Raw genomic sequence first — 20900 nt, 5'->3', positions numbered from 1 at the left:
GGGGGATAGGCAGACGTGTCCATTCTGGAAATTGATGCCCTTGAGAAGTCCTATGGACGAGTGAGAGCGCTCGATGGCGTCTCCTTCAACGTTTCGGCCGGAGAGATCTTCGGGTTTGTGGGCTCCAACGGTGCCGGCAAGACCACCACGATGCGCATCATCTTGGGCGTCCTACGTGGCGATGGCGGTCAGGTGCGGTGGGACGGAGCGCCAGTGGATCTGCAGGTGCGCCGTCGCATTGGCTACATGCCGGAGGAGCGTGGCCTGTACCCCCGGATGAAGGTGGGCGAGCAGCTCGTGTATCTCGCTCAGCTCCATGGCCTCAGTGAGGCCGATGCCGTGGCGGCTATGGAGCACTGGACTGACGTCTTGGGTGTGGCTGAGCGCCGGGGAGACGAGGTCGACAAACTCTCGTTGGGCAACCAGCAGCGCGTTCAACTCGCGGCCGCGCTCGTCCACGATCCCGACATCCTGGTTCTTGACGAGCCGTTCTCGGGTTTGGACCCTGTCGCCGTTGCCGTCATGAGCGAGGTGCTGCGTGGCCAGGCCGCCAAAGGCGTGCCCGTCATCTTCTCCTCCCACCAGCTGGAACTTGTCGAAAAGTTGTGCGATCGAGTCGGGATCGTCAAGGCGGGGCGGCTCGTGGCGCTCGGCACCATCGACGAACTGCGCTCGACCGATCGCCAACAATGGACGGTGACATTGGCAGATGGGGATCTCGCAGGGGAGTGGCCCGGCGTGAGCGTGACCGCTCAAGGCGAGCGGCGCTGGCTCGTCGAAGCCCCCTCCCGCGACGCCGCCCAAGCCGTCCTGGCATCGGCCCTGTCCCAGGGCACCGTCGCGGAGTTCACCCCCGTGCGGCCTAGCCTGACTGACCTCTTCCAAGACGTGGTGAGCGACACCGAGGAGGGCGCACACGCATGATGTGGCTGATCGCAAAGCGGGAGTTCCGCACGCGCACAATGTCCAAGGCCAACCTGATCTCCTCGGGAATCATGCTCGTCGTCGTGATCGGTGGCGCGCTCATCGCTAAGCCCTTCCTCGATGGGGAGAGCGAGGCCACCGTCCTTGAGGTCGACACCGCGACGGCCGCGCCCCTGATCCCTTATCTCGACAGCGCCGCCGCCGCACAGGACTTCGACCTCGAGGTGGTTGAGGTCGATGCCGGTGAGGAACCTGCCCCATCCGAGGGCGCCGCTGGAGTGCTGGTGGGTCCGGCCGAGCAGCCGCAGCTGTACCTCGGCGACGGCAACGATGCGCTCGTGTCAGTCGTGCACGGTGCAGCGCAGGCCGCCGTGCTGGACGAGCGCATCAGCGACCTCGGGGGCGACCCTGCGGGCGTAGGCGACGCACTCGCGGCCGCGACGCCGGACGTCACGGTGGTGGGCGACACGAATGACTTCGACGGGCAGACGTTCTTTGCCGGTGTAGTCGTGGTCATCGTGCTGTTCTTTGTGCTGATCCAAAGCGCGTCCGTGATCATGATGGGCGTGGTCGAGGAGAAGTCCTCGCGGGTTGTCGAGGTACTGCTGGCGACCGTGCGCCCCGCGACGTTGCTCGGCGGCAAGGTACTGGGGGTGGGCATGTACTCCCTGGTTCAGGCCGCCACCATGTTCGTTCCGTTGGTGGGCGCCGCGTGGTACCTGGGCTTCATGGATACCTTGGACGTGCCCGCCGGTCTGCTGGTGACGAACTTCGCCGTGTGGTTTGTCCTGGGCTTCGCGGTCTTCACGATTCTGTTTGGCGGCCTTGCCGCACTCGTGTCCCGCCAAGAGGACATCGGGTCCATCACGACGCCCATGATGTTCCTCATGATGGTCCCGCTGTACCTCGCGATCTACCTGGTGCCGAACAACCCCGACGGCACGGCAACCGTGGTGCTCACGCAGGTGCCGTTCTTTGCGCCGTTCCTGGTGCCGATGCGGGCCGCCTTTGGCACCATTACGACGGGTGAGACGGTGCTCGCCATCGTGATCTGCCTCGTGACGATCCCTGTCCTGACATGGATTGCCGGGCGCGTCTACGCCGGAGCCGTCCTCAATACTGGTGGCCGAATGAAACTGACCGAGGCGTTCAAGCGCGGCTAACGCGCTCGTGAGATCGAGGGGCACGGGTGCTCGCGCTCGTGCGAGATCGCGCACCTGTGCCCCGCGAACGCTCGTAGGGCCGCCCGCTACACGCCAAGGCACTCCTGGAGCTCTAGCCAGCGCTCCTCGAGCGTGTCCTTTTCTTCGTCGATCGCGCGTAGCTTCGACGTGAGGGCGCCCAGGCCTTCGTAGTCCGACTGGTCGTGCGCGGCCATCTGCTCGTGGAGCGTCGCCGCCTCCTTGTCGAGGCGTTCCATGCGGCGTTCCACCGCGGCGACGTCCTTCTCGAGGGCGCGCCGCTCTGCCCCGCCCTTGACCGTCTGCGCTACAGCATCGCCTGCCGAGCCAAAGGTGCCGACTCCACCCGTGGCCGCTCGGCGCTCGCGCGCGAGGCCCACATACTCGTCGATCCCACCCGGCAGGTGCCGTAGCCCGCCATCGAGCACCGCGTACTGCTGGTCGGTCACCCGCTCGACGAGGTAGCGGTCGTGGCTGACGACAATGAGCGTGCCTGGCCAGGAGTCGAGCAGATCCTCCATGGCCGCGAGAACATCCGTGTCCAGATCGTTGGTCGGCTCATCCAGCACAAGCACGTTGGGCTCCGTCAGCAACACCATCAACAGTTGCAGGCGGCGGCGCTGACCGCCGGAGAGGCGGCCCACTTGGGTCTTGAGTTGCGCGCTCGTGAAGCCCAGTCGCTCAAGCAATTGCGTGGGAGTCATCTCGGAACCATCGGACAGCTCGATTGACTGGAACCGCTTGACGAGTCCCGAGACGCGCTCGTCTGCGACATCGTCCAGCTCGGCCAGCTGCTGCGACAGCGTGGCGACCCGCACCGTCTTGCCTGTCTTGACGCGACCCGATGTGGGTTCAATGGCGCCCGTGATGAGCTTCAGGAGCGTCGACTTACCTGCGCCGTTGGTCCCCAGGATGCCGGTGCGTTCGCCGGGACCAATGTTCCAGTCCACGTCGCGCAGCACCTCACGCGACGTGCCGTCGGGCAGGGGGTAGCTCACTGAGCAGCGGATGAGCTCGACCACGTCCTTGCCTAGGCGAGCCGCCGCCATGCGTGCCAATTGCACTTTGTCGCGCACCGGCGGAACGTCCTCAATCAACGCGTTCGCCGCGTCGATGCGGAACTTGGGCTTGGAGGTGCGAGCCGGAGCGCCGCGCTGAAGCCAGGCCAACTCTTTGCGCATGAGGTTCTGGCGCTTGGCCTCCGTGGCCGCGGCGATCCGGTCACGCTCGACTCGCTGCAGAACGTAGGCCGCATAGCCGCCCTCGTACTGGTCAATGGTGCCGTCGTGGACTTCCCAGGTGCGCTGAGTCACCGCATCGAGGAACCACCGATCGTGGGTCACGACGGCAAGCGCTCCGCGACCCTTGGCCCAGCGCCGGTTGATGTGCTCGGCGAGCCACGCGACGCCGTCGACATCGAGGTGGTTCGTGGGTTCGTCAAGGAATACGACGTCATGTTCGCCGACCAGGACGTGTGCGAGAGCAACGCGTCGCTGCTGGCCGCCTGACAATGTCCCCACCACGGCGTCTGCCGGAAGGTCGGGCACCAAACCGGACATGATGTCGCGCACGCGAGGGTCGGACGCCCATTCGTGGGTGTCGGCATCGCCAACGATGGCCTGTAGGACGGTGAGTGACTCGTCCACATGGTCCGACTGATCGAGTACACCCACCTGCGTGCCTCGGGAGGTCGTCACGATCCCGTCGTGCGGTGCGAGCCGCCCGGCCAAGATCGCCATCAGCGACGACTTGCCGGCTCCGTTGGAGCCCACAATGCCAATCCGGTCGCCGTCCTCGAGGCCCACCGTGACGTCATCGAGAACAGTGCCGGTGCCGAAGTCGAGGTGGACGCCCTGAGCGCCAATGAGATGTGCCACCCGACCAGGGTAGAGGGCGTGGGAGGCGCTAAGCCCCGGCGGTGCCCTTACGCGCGGTTTCGAGCGTCTGCTCACGGCACCGGTCGGGGTCCCACGACTGGTCGGCACGCACGGTGATGAGCGGCCACGTCGGTGCGCCCAGCATGCTCAGCCCCGGCGTATCCGCCTTGAGGTGGGCGATCGAGTCGAGCGCATCTTCGAGGAGCAGCGCCACGCTTGCGTGAATGTCATGGGGCTCGTCGCGGGTGAAGTCCACATCCACCGTGTAGGTGGCAAAGCCTCCAGCTCGCAGGAGGTTCTCGCGGGCGTCAACCTCGTCCAGATCCTCGCCCATTGGCGCGTACAGGACGGGAAGGACAGCGCCGTGCACGTCCGCGCGCAGCGTGGTCGCGGCGTGGTCGAAGAACTCGTCGACGTCGGTGTAGGTGCGCTCCGTGATGACGGGGACGGCGAGGACATGAGGGTCCGTCTTGGCCAGCGAGATGGCCGCAGCCAGGGGCGAGTCGTCGCCGGTGTGGCGGGCGTCGATCTCTTGGGGGCCAAACATGTCGCCGGTGACGAGGTCGGACATGGGCGTGAAACCGTGACAGTGCTCGTGGGTTTCGCCCCCGGTGAGGAACACCGTCCTGAGCCGGCGGCGGTACGCCGCTCTGTCCACGTGGGCGAGGACGAAGGAGTGCATGGCATCGCGTAGCCAGACGCAGTCCTCGTTCTTTGCTGCCTGGACACCGTCACGCCATCGTCGATCCAGGCGCGTCAGTAGTGCCTCGGACGGTTCGCGGGCGGCCGTCGCCACCCACACCGAAATGTCAGACATCGGTATCTCACTCCCTGCTGCATCCCGCCATCTGAGCTACAGCATCGCCACTCTAAGCGGCATGCCTGCAATCCGTGGGCGACAAGCCCAAACCGGACACGTGCAATAAGTCACACAAGCGGCGTGTGGCGTCAGGTAGCGGCCGCCACGGATTGCACGGCGATCTCGCGCTCCTCATTGGTGGGCACTACCCACACCTGGACGCGGGAGTCGTCGGCAGAGATCAACGTGGGCTCCTTCTTGCGGCCCTCATTGCGCTCGAGGTCGATGACGATGCCGAGCTCGGCGAGCCCGTCGAGTGCACCCGCGCGCACCACCGAGTCGTTCTCGCCCACACCAGCGGTGAAGGTGATCGCATCGAGGTGGCCCAGCTGCGCGTAGTACTGGCCAATGTAGCCGCGGATGCGCCGGCAGTACACGTCCATGCCGACCTTGGCCTCGTGGGATCCCTCGTCGATGGCGTTGTTGACGTCACGCATGTCCGCGTAGCCGGTGAGTCCGACCATGCCGGACTGGCGGTTGAGCAAGGTGTCGACCTCGTCGACGGTCATGCCTGCCGTGCGGGCGAGGTGGGTCACGACGGCCGGGTCGATGTCGCCGGAACGTGTGCCCATGACGAGTCCCTCAAGTGGGGTGAGGCCCATCGACGTGTCGATGGAGCGTCCACCGGCCACGGCGCAGGCCGACGCTCCGTTGCCGAGGTGAAGCACGATCGTGTTGACGTCCTCGACCGGACGGCCCATGAGGCGCGCCGTTTCTCGCGACACGTACGCGTGGGACGTGCCGTGGAAGCCGTAGCGGCGAACGCCGTGCTCGGCTGCGACACGTCGGTCAATGGCGTAGGTGTACGCGGCCTCCGGCAACGTGGCGTGGAAGGCGGTGTCGAAGATCGCGACGTGCGGCAGGTGCGGGAAGGCGTGGCGTGCCGCGGAGATCCCCGCAAGGTTCGGCGGGTTGTGAAGCGGCGCCAGAGTCGCGAGCATCGCGATCTTCTTCTCCACCTCGTCGTCGATGATGGTAGGGGCGGAGAATTCTGCTCCGCCCTGCACCACGCGGTGGCCCACGACGGTGAGGTCGCTGACGTTCACGCCTGAGCCGGGAGCTTCCAGCGAGGCGATGATCTCCTGGACGCCTTCGGCGTGGTTCGTCACTCGCTCGACCAGGCCGACCGTGAGTGGCTCGTCCTTCGTGGTGTCGACCACTTGGTACTTGATGGAACTGGAGCCGCAATTGAGGACCAGCGCGACCCCCACGTAGTTGACGCTCACGCGTTTTCCTCCTTGGCGTCCAGACCCTGCGCCTGGATCGCAGTGATAGCGACAGTATTGACGATGTCTTGGACAAGGGCGCCGCGAGAGAGGTCGTTCACCGGCTTGCGCAGGCCCTGAAGGACTGGGCCGACGGCGACGGCGCCAGCCGAACGCTGCACTGCCTTGTACGTGTTGTTGCCCGTGTTGAGGTCGGGGAACACCAATACGGTGGCCTGCCCTGCGACCGGCGAGTCAGGCGCCTTCGAGCGTGCGACGGACGGCTCAACGGCGGCGTCGTATTGCATGGGCCCGTCAACCAGGAGGTCGGGACGGCGCTCCTTGACGATCCGCGTTGCCTCGCGCACCTTGTCGACATCCTGGCCCGAGCCGGACTCGCCCGTGGAGTAGGACAGCATTGCGACGCGGGGCTGGATGTGGAACTGCTGAGCCGTCTCAGCGGAGGAGATGGCGATGTCGGCGAGTTGTTCTGCCGTGGGATCGGGGTTGACGGCGCAGTCGCCGTACACGAGGACGCGGTCGGCCAGGCACATGAAGAACACCGACGACACCACGCCCACTCCTGGCGCCGTTTTGATGACCCTGAACGATGGCGTGATGGTGTGCGCGGTGGTGTGCGCTGCTCCGGAGACCATGCCGTCGGCGAGCCCCTCTTGCACCATCATGGTGCCGAAGTAGCTCACGTCTTGGACAAGCTCGCGGGCCTGTTCCACGGTGACACCCTTGGAGGCCCGTACCTCTGCGTAGCGCGCGGCGAAGCGCTCCACGAGCTCCGGGTCCTCTGGGGAGATGATCCGGGCGGCCTCAATGTCGATGCCGAGTTCAGCTGCGCGTTGGCGTAGCGCCGACTCCGTGCCCAGGATGGTGAGATCCACCACGTCTCGGGTGAGCAAGGTCGAGGCGGCTCGCAGAATGCGATCGTCGTTGCCCTCGGGCAACACGATGTGCTTGCGGCTTGAGCGCGCGCGGTCCAGGAGGTCGTACTCGAACATCAGGGGTGTCACGACGTCGGTCCTCGCCACGTCGAGCAGGCGCGCCAACGCCTCGGTGTCCACGTTGCGATCAAACAGGCTGAGCGCGAGGTCAACCTTGATGGCGGACTCGCGCGAGAGCCGCCCGCGGGTGTTCCAGCACCGGTTGGCGGTCTCAAACGTGCCTAGGTCGGTGCGCACAATCGGAAGTGCGGAGCCCGTGCCGGTGAGGAGCCGGGTCACGGTGGGTGAGGGCTCGAGCCCGCCGTTCAGGATGATCCCTGACAACGTCGGGAAGCCCTCAGCGCCGTGGGCTGTCAGTAGCGTCATGAGGGCATCCGAGCGGTCGCCGGGCGTGATCACGACCGCGTCGTCGCGGAGGTGTTCGAGTAGGTTCTCCGCAGTCATCGCGCCCACGAGCACCTTGCGGACCTCGCGCGACAGCAACGCTGGGTCACCAGCGATGAGTTCGCCGTCGACCGCCTCCACCAGTTGGCCAAGGTGCGGCGCAACCAGCAGGGGATCCTCGGGCAGCGCACCCATGGCGAGCTCCGCCGGGAGTGCGTCGCGCACGGCATCGAGTTGGTCGGGGTCGCAGCGGTTGGCGAACACTGCAGCGACCCGCGCGTGCGAGTCGGTCAGTTCGTTGCGTGCTTGTTCGACGACGCGCGCCACTTCGCGCGGAGTGCGCTCGCGGCCGTGTACAACGAGGGCGACGGGGGCGGCGAGGTTCGCCGCGATGCGGGCATTGAACTCGAGTTCTGCGGCGGCAGAGACATCGGTGTAGTCCGTGCCGACAATCACGACGGCATCGCACTTGCGCTCAACCTCGTGGTAGCGGGACACGATGGTCGCGAGCGCCGCATCGGGGTCGCGGTGAACATCCTCGTACGTGACGCCGACTGCCTCGTCGTAGGACAAGTCCACGCCGTCGTGCCCCAACAACAGGTCAAGGACATAGTCGGACCCGTCCGCGACGCGGGCCACGGGTCGGAACACCCCCACGCGCGTGACCGTGCGCGCCAACAGCGCGGTGATTCCCAGGGCCACCGTGGATTTCCCGGTGTCGCCTTCTGCCGATGCGATGTAAATGTTGCGAGCCACGTCACCATCCTTTCACGCAGGTGGGGCGCGTGCTCCGTGACTGTAGTCCCGAGTGTCCACAGCCCTAGAGGATGTCGGCGCCTCCGCGTACGCTTGACGGTAATGAGGGGCGCCCGGCGCGGCTGTGACTCGTGAGGGTCGGCCGAGTTGGTGCGGGATATGAGGGGCCCATGACGGCTGAGGGACCGGGGTCGCGCCGGCGAGGCGCGTTGTCGGACACGGTGGCGCGCCTTCTTGAGAGAGGCGTCAGCGGTTTGACCGGCGAAGTCGGGCGCGCAGCCGCTTCCACCCAGGCATTCTTGGGTCTGTGCCTGGTGATCACGTTGGGGTACCTGAGCTTTTATCTTTCCTACGACGCCGCGGGCCTGCGTCCCCTAGTGCTGATGCACGTGGTGTGGATCGCATTGCATACAGCTGGCATCGTCATTGTGCGGTGCGGTCGTCAGTTGGCTGCGGCGCTCACGGCCTTCGCCGTCCCCACCGTGCAAATGGCCTATGGCACGTGGTTCTTGGGCTGGGAGTCGGGCGTCCATCTGTACCTGTTGGCCGCCGCTCAACTGGTGTATGTGTTGCTGACCAAGAGCCAGTGGGCCTGGCGCGCCATGTGGGTGGTGCTCAGCCTGGGTGCTTTCTTGCTGTGCCAGTTCACGATGCCGGCGTCCAGGGCGCAATATGAGATGCCCCGCACAGTGTTGAACGGCATGTTTTCCGTTGCCGCCGTTGTGACCGCCGCGTTGCTGTTCATGCTCGCCGCCATCGCGCACTATCGCGCAGACGCCGCGCAGCAGCTCGCCGCGGAATCGGCCCACAGGGCAGAGTCGCTCGCCAACACCGATGCGCTGACGGGCTTGGCCACTCGCCGGCCAGTGTTGGCGAGACTCGAAGCTCTCGCTCTGCCAGGGGCTGCGCCCTACTGCGTCGCGATCGCGGACCTGGACCGCTTCAAAGAACTCAACGACGCGCACGGGCACGCTTGCGGCGACGCCGTTCTCGCCGAGGTGGGCGTGCGCCTGCGAGCAGAACTGCGCCTCACGGATTCCGTGGGACGATGGGGAGGCGAAGAGTTCATCTTTGTTCTGCCAGACGCGACCCTCGAGGAAGCGGCGCTGACGATGGATCGCATTCGCCGGAGCATCGGCGAACGCCCCGTCGTGTGTAGCGGCCACGACCACGCGATCACGGTGTCGATAGGCGTGACTGAAGGTGAGCACGTGGGCTCCGCGCACTACGCGATCAAACGAGCCGACGACGCGCTGTATACGTCCAAGCAGAAGGGCCGAGACCGAGTGAGCGCCGTGCAACGCGACCCTGCTGAGGGTGCGCGCCTTGACCGTGTTCAAGACCGCCGCCGCGTGCGCGGGGCAGGAGCGTGACGGCTCGCCCCGTGGGTGCCATCAAGCGCGGCCCCGTCTTCGGTGTGAGCGCGCTCGCGATCGCCGTGGTGATCGTGTGTGGCGCGCTCGGCACCTGGCAGTGGTCGTCCGGCACACACGCGCAGTCCGCCGAGCCCGACCCAGAGCCCGTCCCACTTGCAGACGTGCTCGCGCCGGCCAGCCCGGCGGAGGGGGGCGTAGGTTCCGCTGTGGACGTCGCCGGTGAATGGGCCGATGCCGAGGCGGCTTTGGTTCCCGGCCGCACCATTGAGTCGCAAGACGCCGTCCTGGTGGTGCGTCCGTACACGGTGGCGGCCGATGCCACGGGCACGGGGCAGGAGGCTACTCTCGCCGTCGTCGTGGGTTGGGAAAACGCGGCCGAGGTCGGGGGACCGGTGGGTGAGCCCGAACCTGCTGCCGAGATCTCCGGCTACTTGCGCGGGTCCGAGGGCCTGGCCGGACTTGGCCAGCTGCCTGACACCGAGGTAGACGGCGCATTCTGGGTCCCAACACTGTCGCCGGCGCAGTTTGCTCAGCATTGGGACAGTCCGTTGTACTCAGCGGTGCTGGTCGCCGAGTCGCCTGAAGAAGGATTGAACGCACTGCCAGCCCCCGAGCCGCAGGCCGAGCTGAACTTCCGCTCGATCGTCTACGCCTTGGAATGGTGGCTGTTCGCCGCGTTCTTCGCGTTCATTGCCGCGCGGTGGATACGGGACAATGGACGTGTGCAGCCCGCTCCCGCTCAGGACGTCGAGGCCGCCGCGGACACCGCCCTGAAGGAAGGACCCTCGTGACTGAGCCCGCCACCCCAGCCACGGCATCGGCCGTGTCCCCTGGAGCCCTCGCGCGCTACAAAGTGATGGCGTTCATTACGGGCACCCTGCTGATCATCGTCTTTCTGGCACTGCTGCGCTACATTCCGGCGCTCAACACCCCGGAGTCGTGGGAGTCGGGATTCGGGATCCTCGCGCAGGTGCACGGATTCGTCTATATCGTCTACGTCATCACCGTGATGCAACTATGGATGCAAGCGCGCTGGGGCTACGGCCGCCTCGCCACCATGTTCTTGGGCGGCGTGGTGCCGCTGTTGTCGTTCTTCATCGAGCGGCGCGTTGCCCGCGAGCTCGAGCCCGTTGTCGCCAAGGAGGCCGCATGACTACCCCGCCCACCGAGCATCGGCCCGTGCTGGTCGTTGACTTTGGCGCCCAGTATGCGCAGCTCATCGCGCGCCGCGTGCGTGAGGCCAACGTGTACAGCGAGATCGTGCCGCACTCGATGTCCGCAGAGCGCATGCTCGAGAAGAACCCCGCCGCGATCATCCTGTCCGGCGGCCCCTCCTCCGTGTACGCGGACGGCGCGCCCAGCATCGACCAAGCGATCTTCACCGCTGGCGTTCCCATCATGGGCATTTGCTACGGCTTCCAGGCCATGGCGCAGGCGATGGGCGGTACCGTCGCGCAGACCGGCAAGCGCGAGTACGGACGCACCACCGCAGCAGTCGCTGAACCTGGCACCGCGCTCGCCGGGTCCGGCGCAGAGCAGACCGTGTGGATGAGCCACGGCGACTCCGTGCAGGCAGCGCCCGAGGGATTCACCGTGCTCGCCACGACTGAAGGCGCTCCGGTCGCCGCGTTCGAGAACCTCGACGCCCGCATGTGCGGCGTGCAGTGGCACCCCGAGGTGAAGCACTCTCCCGAGGGACAGCGCGCCATTGAGAACTTCCTGTTCCACGTCGCGGGGCTGACCGCAGACTGGACCAGCGCGAACGTCATTGATGAGCAGGTCGAGCGCATCCGCGCACAGGTGGGCGACAAGCGCGTCATCTGCGCCCTGTCCGGCGGCGTCGACTCCGCCGTCGCGGCAGCGATTGTGCAAAAGGCCGTGGGTGACCAGCTCACCTGCATCCACGTCGACCACGGCCTCATGCGCGCGGGCGAGGTCGAGCAGATCGAAAAGGACTTCGTGGCCTCCACCGGGGTGCGCCTCATCATTCGTGATGAGAAGGAGCGGTTCCTGACTGCGCTCGCCGGCGTCTCGGACCCCGAGGACAAGCGCAAAATCATTGGCCGCGAGTTCATCCGCGTGTTCGAGGATGCCGCGCGCCAGGTTGTTGAAGAGGCCGGCGCCGACGGCGACGTCGAGTTCCTCGTCCAGGGCACGCTGTACCCCGACGTAGTCGAGTCCGGCGGCGGCGAAGGCGCAGCCAACATCAAGAGCCACCACAACGTGGGCGGTCTTCCCGATGACCTTCAGTTCTCGCTCGTGGAGCCGCTGCGCACCCTGTTCAAGGACGAGGTCCGCGCGGTGGGCCGTGAACTCGGCATCCCCGAGGAGATCGTGGGACGCCAGCCCTTCCCCGGCCCCGGTCTGGGAATCCGCATCATTGGCGAGGTGACCTGGGAGCGTCTGGAGATCCTGCGCAAAGCGGACGCCATCGCTCGCGAGGAACTGACCGCAGCCGGCCTGGACCAGGAAATCTGGCAGTGCCCGGTGGTGCTGCTCGCCGACGTCCGCTCGGTAGGCGTCCAGGGTGACGGGCGCACGTACGGCCACCCCGTCGTGCTGCGGCCTGTGTCCTCCGAGGACGCGATGACCGCTGACTGGTCGCGCCTGCCCTACGAGACGCTCGCGCACATCAGCAACCGCATCACGAATGAGGTCGCCGAAGTCAACCGCGTCACGCTGGACGTCACCAGCAAGCCGCCGGGCACCATCGAGTGGGAGTAGCTCCCCGCGCGTACCTTTACCTGCCTGTACTTTGACGGCGGGCAACGGCGGTCAGGTCAGCCTGGCCGCCGTTTCGCGTTCCTGGGCGCCGCCGCGCGCCTCATCCCGTACGCGCCACGCGAGCCGCGATGTGGTCGTCCACCGATCCCCCTTGGCGCGGGTTGACGAGCCCACCGGCGGCAGCCTGTCGGGCCGGCCGCGCGGGCAGCCAAGGGTTTGTCCTGGTTTACACCAAAATATCCGGGAACAAATACCGCCTCCCAAACGCTGTTCACTTGCTGTTCATGTTTGTTCGGCACTGCCTAGGGAGGGCACTGGATTGGCACGACTGGTGACGCGTTTGCGTCGGAATGTGGCATCACGCATGACGGAGGCGCAGCGTCTGCGCTACCTCGAGTGGAAGTGGGAGCGGCTCCGTGAGCGCGAGTCCCGCGAGCCATCAATCCCCGCGCAGCGGGGCCACAACGCAGGGCACCTCGTGGCCGAGAACCTGGCAGCGGTCAGGCGAGCCCTGAGCGGGGCGGGGGTGCGGCACACCGTGCTACCAGCGCCTGACTCGTACGCGCCCACGGTGGTGGTCGGTGAAGCCGATGCCTCACGAACAGCGGAGGCGCTTGGCGCGCTATCTGCTGAGGACGGCTGGGTCCTGCGCACCCGGCAGGCTCAGCGGCAACCAGTGGCGCGTTCGGCGAAGCCTGCCGATGGTGCCGCGCCTATGGTTCCTGGTGATCGTGAGGGCGGTCTGCTGTCGGCGCGCGTCTACCGCAACGTCGACGCGCCCGCGCGGCGCCTCAATTCCCGTGCAGAGACGGTCACGGTTCTGGTGTACACGGCGCTCGGCGAGGGCATCGAGCGGGTCGACGGCGATGAGTTCACGCCCGGCACGTTGCACCGTCACCCACGCCACCCAGCGACGACGGTTGCGTATTTTGAGCCGGACACGTGGGCCGAGTATTCGGGCGATGCCACGTTCACACCCGCGTGGCCCCCGCTGATCGATGCCGTCACTGACCCCATCGATGTTGTCTACACCTGGGTCGACGGCAACGATCCCGCGTGGCTCGCGCGCAAAGCCGAGCGCACTGGGGACACCGAGCGCGAGGAGTACAACGATGCGGCAGACGTCCCGTCCCGGTACGCCGACCGCGACGAACTGCGCTATTCGCTGAGGTCTCTCGAGATGTACGCCCCGTGGGTGCGTCACATCTACATCGTGACGGACCGCCAGCGCCCGGCGTGGCTTGTCGAGGGCCACCCGCGCGTGACCGTTGTCGACCACAGCGAGATTTTCTCCGACCCCTCCGTCCTGCCGGTATTCAATTCGCACGCGATCGAGTCCCAACTTCACCACATCCCTGGCCTGAGCGATCGCTACCTCTACATCAACGACGACATCATGTTTGGCCGGCCAGTCGCCGCCCAGACGTTCTTTGGTCCCGGCGGCCTGACCAAGTTCTTCCGCTCTAAGGCAGTGCTGGACGTCGCCGAGCCGTCGGCACGCGACCTTCCCGTGCTATCTGCCGCGAAGAACAATCGCGCGCTCGTGCGCGACGCGTTCGGAGTGACGATCACGCAGAAGTTCAAGCACACTCCGCACCCCCAACGCAAGGACGTACTGGCAGACCTCGAAGCGACCCACGCCGACCTGTTTGCGCAGACCCAAGCCTCCGTGCTGCGTCACCCCAAGGACATCTCCATCACGTCCGCGCTGCACCACTACTGGGCATACGCGTCCGGCCGGGCACACGAGGGCTCCATTCGGTATGGCTACCTCGATCTCGCCCGTCCGGATGTCCGTTCTCAGCTCGCGCTCCTGCGTCAGCGTCGCAACCTCGATGTGTTCTGTCTCAACGAGACCAATGCCACGCCTGAGCAGATGGCCGAACTTGACCAGATTGTCCCGGCGTTTCTCGAGCAGGTGTTCCCGGTCCCTAGCAGTTTCGAGGCAGCGTGACGGACGTGTCACGCTCTATGCCCGCTTGCCGGGGCATCGGCCCTAGAGAATCGTTGCCTTTTCCAAGACGGCGGTGAGGATCCCGTCGACGTCGTCGCCGTCAAGGTAGCCGTCGACGTCAACGTTGCTGGGTCGCGCAAGGATCCATACGTCACCGTGGAGCGCGTACAGGTCATCGACGCTCGCTCCGTCCTGCTCGTAGGTGGCATAAACGAGCGGCACGTCTCGGCCGTCGACCTCTTGCGCGTCGCCGCCATGGGCGTCCGCGAGCTGGCCCGCGAGGTCAGCCGGGTTGTCGGCGACCGCGTCAGCAAACGGCGCGTCGGCGCCTACTCGGTAGGTCTCGACCTGGACCCACACGGAGTCGTCGTATGCGGCCGAACCCGGCTCGGAGAGGTCAAAGGCTTGCGAGGCATCCACCAGCACGGCGTACGGCACGGCGCCGTCGCCGTACGTGCCCTCGTATTGCCACTGTCCCGGCAAAGTGATCTCCACAGTCGCGGCGGCGGTGCCCAGCGCTGCGGTGCCCTCGGCGTCCTGCGCATCGGCGCTCGGTGAGCCCTCGGAGTCCACGTCGATGTCCGCCGACGTTTTCGATGTGGGACTGGCGTCCGCGTGAGGTGCCGACTCGGTGGTCGGCGGCGCGGTCGCGGTCGCCGTTGCGGTGGTGTCTGTGTCACTCGCGGAGCACCCGGCCACCACCAAGGTGGAGGCGAGAGCGGCGGCGGTCAGGCGGTAGGGCACGGGTGTCTCCTTGGCATGAGGGGCGTCGTGGTTCCGTAAGGGCAACGGACGGCGCGGGCCGTGGATTCCCTGCAGGGTCGTGGGGCGCGCTCCTGCCGCGCCTTGGCTCAGACAAAGAAGTGCCGCCGGGCGCGCGATGGCAAGCGCACCCGGCGGCGGAGGACGGAGCGGCCTCTAGCTGCGCGGCTCCGGGTCTGAGGGGTCTGTCGGGTCTGCGGGGCCTGTGGGGTCTGCGGGGTCTGTCGGGTCTGCGGGACCCGCGGCGCCCGTTGACTCAGGGCCGTTCGGCGTTGCAAGCGCGTCTGCGTCGGGGGAGGCCGTCCGGTCGAGCGCGTCATCGGCGTCAGGCGCGGTGCCTGCGTGGGCGTCGTCGTGTGGCTCTTCGACCACGGGCGCGGTGGCCTCGCGGATTTCGCGCTTGCGACCTAGGCCGGACAGCGCTGCCGACAACATCAGCCACCCGCCCAGCGAGGCGAGCAGGATGATGCCCAACAGTTCCAGGTCCACGGCGTACCCCGAGAACGTGAGGATCATGAGCGCGCCCGAGCCGATGACGAGCAGGCCCCAGATCGCAGAGGAGAGGCGTTGACCGGCGCGCCGGCGCGGTGCAGTGGTGGTGATCACGGGGTGACCTCCTCGTTGACGATGATGGTGCCGCCCTCGTAGGCGGACAGGGTGAGCACGGGGGTGTCAGGGTTGACGAGTTCGACGACGGGGCCGTCGGACACGTCCGACCAGATCTCGCAATACACCTCGCGGTCCGGCCACACGATGAACTGGCCGCTGACGCCCGTGACGTGAAGCGAGGTGCCGGCGGGCATCGTCACGTCGGTGACCTCGGCGCGGAGCGTCGCCGAGGTGTCGTCGTCGACGGCGTCGTAGCGGTTGACAGCGTTGGGCGTGGGGTCGAGGTCGTAACCAAACCACATGCTCCATTCCTCGTCGCTGGTAAAGCGTGACGTGTCGTAGCAGGCACCTTCGATGTACATGGTGGAGTAGTCGTCGCCGAACGCCTCGGCAACGGAGATCTGATCCGGTTCGTCGACACCGGGGGTCGGTTCGATGCCGTAGCCCGAGTCTTCCTGGTAGGTCCAACCAAAGCTCGCGCTCGCGTCGTCGTACGCAGCGCGGAGGTCATCGGAGTTCGCGGAAAACGCCACGCCGGCGATCGCGACCAGCACGGACACGAATCCCAGGAACCCGAGCCGACGTCCACTGAGCGCCACGACCACGAGGATGAGGCCCAGGCCCACCGCGAAGCCCGCGAACCATGCCAGCGGCCAGGCGACAGTGAGGTCCCCGACGCGTTCGGCGATGATGACGCCCGCGCCAGACAAGAGGGCGACTCCCAGGAGTGCCAACCACGCGCCCTTGCCGGGGCCGGGAACACGCGGCGCCCTTGGGGGCAGTGGCGGAGTGTAGGCGGGTGCTGGAGCCGGCGCGGGCTGGCCGGTCGAGGTGCTCCACGCGTAGGCACTGGCGTCGTTGCGACGGGCCGATGCCCGCTTGCCAGGCCCGGCCGGCGGCAGTCCCGCACGGGGGTCGCCTGGGGTAAGGGCCGGCTCCCATGGCTGGGGCTTGGCGGGGTCGCCCGAGTAGAGGTCGGTTGCCTCGTTCGCGGAGGTGTCTGACGAGTCCGACGGGTGCTTGACCGGGGCAGTGGCGCCTGAAGGCTCTTCTCCAGGCGCGGAGGCGGGGACGTCCGACGGCTGAGCGGATGCCGGGCCGGCAGCCCGGCCGCCATGCTGCGGTTCCTGAGCGGACGACCACGTGGTGCCAGCTGCGGGTGTGCCGGGAGGTACCTGGCCTGATGCCTTGCTGCGCCGCACCAGGTAGACGATGAGGAACACGAGCCCGCCAAGCACCGCCAGGGGAATGACGATCGCGAAGAACGCGGCGAGAAGCTCGAACGGGCCGGCATCGTGGATCCACCACAGGTCGTAGCCGCCGCCCCACCAGTTCAGGAGGCCGCCGCTGTCGAGGCTAGCGAAGCCAAGGACCGCCATCACGGCGATGCCTAGCAGCGCGCCTACGTTCGTGATGCCGCGCCCAAAGTCCTGAATGACGATTGAGCCGCGCCGGTCGGGCAGCAGGCCCCATGCGGCGGCGTAGGCCAGGAGCACCACGCCGGGCAGGATCACGGCCGCCACGATGGTAATCAACCTGGCCGGGGCTGGGGCCATGCCCACCCTGGCGCCAAGTCCGGACGCGACGCCTCCTAGCCCGCGGTCGCTGCGGGTCAGCTCCCAGTCGCGGATAGCGGTGAAGAACGCGGCCTCCTTGGGGGGCTGCGGGTTCTCGCTCATGGTGCTCCTTCGTGGTCTCGGACACCGCGGAGGTGTCTAGCAATGTCACTAGTGTTCCCGCCGTGTGGGCCACCCCGCCATGAGGTATCACCCTGATTGGCACCCTGATCTTCCTGTGGGCGCCACCCTGATCGTGGACCTCTTCCCGTCACCGCCGCTGGGCGCTGTGTGACGATGTACCCGTGAGCACCACGTCGGCGACGCGCATCGCCCAGCCTCTGCATCAGCGCCGTGGCGCGCCCGTGTGGTGGCGCGCCCTGCTAGGCCTCGCGTTGCTGGGTGGCGCGACGCTTCTTGCATTCCAGCGGTGGGGCACGGAGGACATTCCTGGTTGGCTGCTGCCCACGCTGCTGTTCTTGGTGTCGCTGGGATTGACGTGGAGTCCACTCGACGGTGCCTTCGGCCAGGACGCGCGCCGGCTCGACGTGAGCGGACTGTTCCGTCGCGACGACTGGCTGCGGCTCTTGGTGGGCTTCGCGCTCGGCATCACGGCGCTGGGATGGTTCGCGATGTGGGACTTCACGGACTCGTTGGCGCTGCGCTCCGTTGTGACGTCGCTCGTGGTCGTGGTGGGCGTGGCGCTGATGCTCGCGCCGTGGTGGCTGCGCCTGCTGCGCCAAGTCTCGATCGAGCGCACGGAACGCGTGAGGGAGCACGAGCGCGCGGAGATCGCAGCGCACCTGCATGACTCAGTGCTGCAAACGCTCACGCTGATCCGTGCCAGGGCGAACGAGCCCGACACCGTGGCGCGCCTCGCGAGGTCCCAAGAGCGAGACCTGCGCGCCTACCTGTATGCCAATCGCCCCGATCCGGCCGACTCCGTGGCGACGGCAATTGCCGACGTTGTCGCGGACGTGGAAGACGCCTATGGCGTGGTGTTCGACACTGTCACCGTGGGTGATGCGCCGTTGACGGACAACCTCAGAGCCGCCGTGGCTGCGGCGCGGGAGGCCGCTGCGAACGCCGCTCGTCACGCGGTTGGCCCATACTCCCTGTACGCGGAACTCACGGCGGACCAATGCGAGGTGTTCGTCCGCGACGGCGGCCCGGGCTTCGATCCCGAGGACATTGGGCATGATCGTTGGGGAATTCGGCAATCCATCGTGGGGCGTGTGCAGCGCCATCATGGCCAAGCGGTAGTGCAGTCGGCGCCGGGCAGTCGTACGGAAGTCAGTATTTGTGTGCCTCGAGAGGAGAACCGATGAGTGTGTCCGTGGTGATCGTGGATGATCACGACGTCATCCGCGTGGGGGTGCGGGAAAGCCTCGACGACTCCATTGAGGTGCTTGGGGAGGCGCGCGATGTGGAGTCCGCTGTCGCGGAGATTCTCGACCTTCGCCCAGATGTGGTGATCCTCGACGTGCACCTGCCGGGAGGAACGGGGGGTGGGGCACTGGACGTGTTGTCGCAGATCCGCGGCCGCGTTGACGGCACTCGCACGCTGGCATTAAGCGTCTCTGACTCCGCCGAAGACGTGGTGTCGGTGATTCGCGCTGGCGCTCGCGGGTATGTGACGAAGTCGATTTCCGGACCCGACCTCTCCGATGCGGTGCGCCGCGTGGCCGGCGGCGACGCCGTGTTTTCTCCACGCCTGGCGGGGTTTGTCCTGGACGCCTTCGGCGCCGCCGGCGGCGAGGTTGCTGTGGAAGACGACGAGCTCGATCAGCTCACCGCGAGGGAGCAGGAAGTGATGCGGCTCATCGCTCGCGGCTACACCTACCGAGAGGTGGGGGACAAGCTCTTCATTTCCATTAAGACTGTGGAAACTCACGTCGGCAAGGTCTTGCACAAGTTGCAGTTGTCGAACCGTCACGAGCTTGCGCACTGGGCGGCGCAGCGGCGCATCGTCTGACACGCCCGGTCGCGGGGAGCAACGCACGAGCTCAAACGCCGCGTGCACAGTCGTCTCTCACCCGGTTCGGCGCGCCCGCGCGGCCGCACTGCCCTACGATGAGGCTCATCATGATGCGGCGAGGGGCGCGAGAGCATCGGGGACTCATCCGCGCCGGCTATGACAGGCGCGGCACCCCGAGCCGGAAGGTGATCGTTGGGCTGGCCATCCTTGGTCTGTGCGCGACGGTCTTCTACGTTGTCCTGTTCTCCACGTGGATCCCTGAGCGCGCGCCGCTGACCGTGACTCTAGGTGTGCTGTGTGCCGCCGCGTACGGAGTCGCGATGGTGATGGCGCTTCGCGGCCTGGTAGTGCCGGCTGGCGTCACCATTGTGACGACGGCGCTGCTGAGCCTCCTGCCGTATGCCGCGACGTATCCCACGTCCTCCGGCGTGCAGATACTGTGCCTCGCGGTTGGCTTCATGGTGCTTGCCGTCATTCCCGAGCGCCTGGTGAAGACGCGCCTGGTGTACTGCGGGACGGTCATTGCGGTGATCTTGGGATGCGAATGGTGGAGTCCACCGGGAGCAGACATTCCGCTCAACGACCCTCACTTTGCGCTGCTCGCGACCACGAGCAGGTTGGGTGGAATCGCCGTGGTGCTGACCTCCACGGTGTTGATTCTGTTGCGCACGGCCCGCGCGGAAGGCGAACTTGTGCGACTGGCGCGTGATGGCGAGCGCCGCGCGAACACAGACTCGCTGACGGGAATCCCCAATCGCAGGCCGGTGATGCGCGAACTTGATGCGCTGGATGCGGACGCTCGCCAGTACGCGTGCGTCGCGCTCGTGGACCTTGACCACTTCAAGACCATTAACGATCGCCATGGGCACGATGTTGGCGACGCCGTGATCTCTGCCGTTGCCGAGCGTTTGACCGCGGAACTGGGTGAGTCCTGCATGGTCGCGCGCTGGGGCGGCGATGAGTTTCTGGTGCTGTCCTCTGACAAGGCGACCGACGTGGTGAGCACCCTTGAGCGGCTCTGTCTGGACTTTGCCCGCACGCCGTTGGAGACACCCGCGGGAACGTTCGCCCTCACATTGTCCGGCGGAGTGGCGCGGCGTGAGCAGGCAGAGCCGGCTCGCCGGGTGCTGGCGCGGGCGGACGGCGCGCTGTACCAGGCGAAGTCCAGCGGACGTCGGCGCGTCCGCGTGGCAGCCACGCCCAATCCCGCGAGTCGCTCAGGTTTCTGAGAACGGACATTCGGTACATTTCAGACTGCTTCCGCACCGCGGTGTAGATAGAGCTGAGACCCCATGACCGTGACGATGGCTAATCCGGTCCACGTGGATGACGTGGACGATCGCTTGCGTGCGCTCGCCTTCTGGGTGGGCCACCATCAGATGTCGGAGCCCGCGCCTCCCATCTGGCCGCGGCGTCCGGCCTCACCGGTGCCACCGGCGCGTGCCAGCACCGATCAGCGCCGGGCCGAGCGCGTTCGCGAACTCGAAGCGCTAGTTCCCGAACTGCTGAAGATGGCCGCAACGGGTGGCGCGCACGCCCGCACGACCGTCGCGAAGAGTTTCGCGATCCTCGCACAGGCCGGCCGGGGACCGGCCGACCGGCAGGTATGGGCGGCGCTGCTCACGCTCGCGAGCGATCCAGATCCCGTGGTGCGCGGCGCGGCTGACGAGGCGCTCAGTGCTTGCGAGACTTACGGGACTGTTCCGCGACGCGCGACGTCCCTGCGCGGGACCGCCCACTGATCACATCCCCGGCCCCAGTCACGAAAGCGGACGGAGCCTGGGTCTGCCCGCCTCCGC

The 20900-nt window shown here is 66.8% G+C and carries 18 protein-coding genes; 11 read left to right on the top strand and 7 right to left on the bottom strand.

Annotated features, from left to right (window positions below):
• Positions 1 to 21: 21 nt before the first annotated feature.
• On the top strand, positions 22 to 924 hold the full coding sequence (locus tag AOP75_RS03030; RefSeq protein ID WP_062078342.1) for an ABC transporter ATP-binding protein: 903 nt from the start codon (positions 22 to 24) through the stop codon (positions 922 to 924).
• Positions 921 to 2087: an ABC transporter permease gene (locus AOP75_RS03025; RefSeq protein ID WP_062076875.1), complete on the top strand. Its 1167-nt coding sequence runs from the start codon at positions 921 to 923 to the stop codon at positions 2085 to 2087. The genes AOP75_RS03030 and AOP75_RS03025 overlap by 4 nt, the downstream gene beginning before the upstream one ends.
• Before the next feature lie 86 nt (positions 2088 to 2173).
• Here AOP75_RS03025 and AOP75_RS03020 read toward each other — a convergent pair whose 3' ends face one another.
• From AOP75_RS03020 to pta, 4 genes are all read right to left on the bottom strand, one after another.
• Positions 2174 to 3982, bottom strand: coding sequence for an ABC-F family ATP-binding cassette domain-containing protein (locus AOP75_RS03020; protein ID WP_062076874.1), 1809 nt, complete (start codon positions 3980 to 3982; stop codon positions 2174 to 2176).
• A gap of 28 nt (positions 3983 to 4010) precedes the next feature.
• Positions 4011 to 4799, bottom strand: coding sequence for a hypothetical protein (locus AOP75_RS03015; RefSeq protein WP_062076873.1), 789 nt, complete (start codon positions 4797 to 4799; stop codon positions 4011 to 4013).
• Between the two features lie 131 nt (positions 4800 to 4930).
• Entirely contained in the window at positions 4931 to 6067 is a 1137-nt protein-coding gene (locus AOP75_RS03010) for an acetate kinase (RefSeq protein ID WP_062076872.1), read from the bottom strand.
• A complete protein-coding gene (gene pta / locus AOP75_RS03005; protein WP_062076871.1) occupies positions 6064 to 8142 on the bottom strand; it encodes a phosphate acetyltransferase in 2079 nt (692 codons plus the stop codon). The genes AOP75_RS03010 and pta overlap by 4 nt, the downstream gene beginning before the upstream one ends.
• A gap of 170 nt (positions 8143 to 8312) precedes the next feature.
• Here pta and AOP75_RS03000 point away from each other — a divergent pair, with 170 nt between their 5' ends.
• The 5 genes from AOP75_RS03000 (at position 8313) to AOP75_RS02980 (ending at position 14196) form a co-directional block, all read left to right on the top strand.
• Positions 8313 to 9515, top strand: coding sequence for a GGDEF domain-containing protein (locus tag AOP75_RS03000; protein WP_062076870.1), 1203 nt, complete (start codon positions 8313 to 8315; stop codon positions 9513 to 9515).
• The gene (locus AOP75_RS12835) at positions 9512 to 10309 is read left to right on the top strand and encodes an SURF1 family cytochrome oxidase biogenesis protein (protein ID WP_062076869.1); all 798 of its coding nucleotides are present in this window, start codon (positions 9512 to 9514) and stop codon (positions 10307 to 10309) included. The genes AOP75_RS03000 and AOP75_RS12835 overlap by 4 nt, the downstream gene beginning before the upstream one ends.
• Positions 10306 to 10671 (top strand): DUF3817 domain-containing protein, encoded by a 366-nt coding sequence (locus AOP75_RS02990; protein WP_062076868.1) that lies wholly within the window; start codon positions 10306 to 10308, stop codon positions 10669 to 10671. The genes AOP75_RS12835 and AOP75_RS02990 overlap by 4 nt, the downstream gene beginning before the upstream one ends.
• Positions 10668 to 12242, top strand: coding sequence for a glutamine-hydrolyzing GMP synthase (guaA, locus tag AOP75_RS02985; protein ID WP_062076867.1), 1575 nt, complete (start codon positions 10668 to 10670; stop codon positions 12240 to 12242). Before AOP75_RS02990 ends, guaA begins: the two co-directional genes overlap by 4 nt.
• Positions 12243 to 12606: 364 nt before the next feature.
• Entirely contained in the window at positions 12607 to 14196 is a 1590-nt protein-coding gene (locus AOP75_RS02980) for a stealth family protein (protein ID WP_062076866.1), read from the top strand.
• Positions 14197 to 14238: 42 nt separating this feature from the next.
• Here the strand turns inward: AOP75_RS02980 and AOP75_RS02975 are convergent, their stop codons facing one another.
• The 3 genes from AOP75_RS02975 to AOP75_RS02965 all read right to left on the bottom strand — a co-directional run bounded on the left by AOP75_RS02975 (position 14239) and on the right by AOP75_RS02965 (position 17246).
• On the bottom strand, positions 14239 to 14940 hold the full coding sequence (locus AOP75_RS02975; protein WP_062076865.1) for a hypothetical protein: 702 nt from the start codon (positions 14938 to 14940) through the stop codon (positions 14239 to 14241).
• A 174-nt stretch (positions 14941 to 15114) separates the two neighbouring features.
• Positions 15115 to 15564 (bottom strand): hypothetical protein, encoded by a 450-nt coding sequence (locus tag AOP75_RS12700; protein ID WP_062076864.1) that lies wholly within the window; start codon positions 15562 to 15564, stop codon positions 15115 to 15117.
• The gene (locus AOP75_RS02965) at positions 15561 to 17246 is read right to left on the bottom strand and encodes a PspC domain-containing protein (RefSeq protein WP_062076863.1); all 1686 of its coding nucleotides are present in this window, start codon (positions 17244 to 17246) and stop codon (positions 15561 to 15563) included. The genes AOP75_RS12700 and AOP75_RS02965 overlap by 4 nt, the downstream gene beginning before the upstream one ends.
• 182 nt (positions 17247 to 17428) lie before the next feature.
• On the opposite strand from AOP75_RS02965, the gene AOP75_RS02960 reads away from it, so the two are divergent.
• From AOP75_RS02960 to AOP75_RS02945, 4 genes are all read left to right on the top strand, one after another.
• Positions 17429 to 18451, top strand: coding sequence for a sensor histidine kinase (locus AOP75_RS02960; protein WP_062076862.1), 1023 nt, complete (start codon positions 17429 to 17431; stop codon positions 18449 to 18451).
• Positions 18448 to 19098 carry a response regulator gene (locus AOP75_RS02955; RefSeq protein ID WP_062076861.1) on the top strand — a complete coding sequence of 217 codons (651 nt, stop codon included), beginning with the start codon at positions 18448 to 18450 and terminating at the stop codon, positions 19096 to 19098. The genes AOP75_RS02960 and AOP75_RS02955 overlap by 4 nt, the downstream gene beginning before the upstream one ends.
• 110 nt (positions 19099 to 19208) lie before the next feature.
• A complete protein-coding gene (locus AOP75_RS02950; RefSeq protein ID WP_062076860.1) occupies positions 19209 to 20330 on the top strand; it encodes a GGDEF domain-containing protein in 1122 nt (373 codons plus the stop codon).
• A 63-nt stretch (positions 20331 to 20393) separates the two neighbouring features.
• Positions 20394 to 20843 (top strand): hypothetical protein, encoded by a 450-nt coding sequence (locus AOP75_RS02945; RefSeq protein ID WP_062076859.1) that lies wholly within the window; start codon positions 20394 to 20396, stop codon positions 20841 to 20843.
• Positions 20844 to 20900 lie beyond the last annotated feature (57 nt).

Origin of the sequence: Demequina globuliformis, from assembly GCF_000975155.1 — a bacterium.
GTDB lineage: Bacteria > Actinomycetota > Actinomycetes > Actinomycetales > Demequinaceae > Demequina > Demequina globuliformis.
The sequence above is the reverse complement of the archived record's forward strand: the minus strand, read 5'-3'. Positions and strand labels throughout refer to the sequence as shown.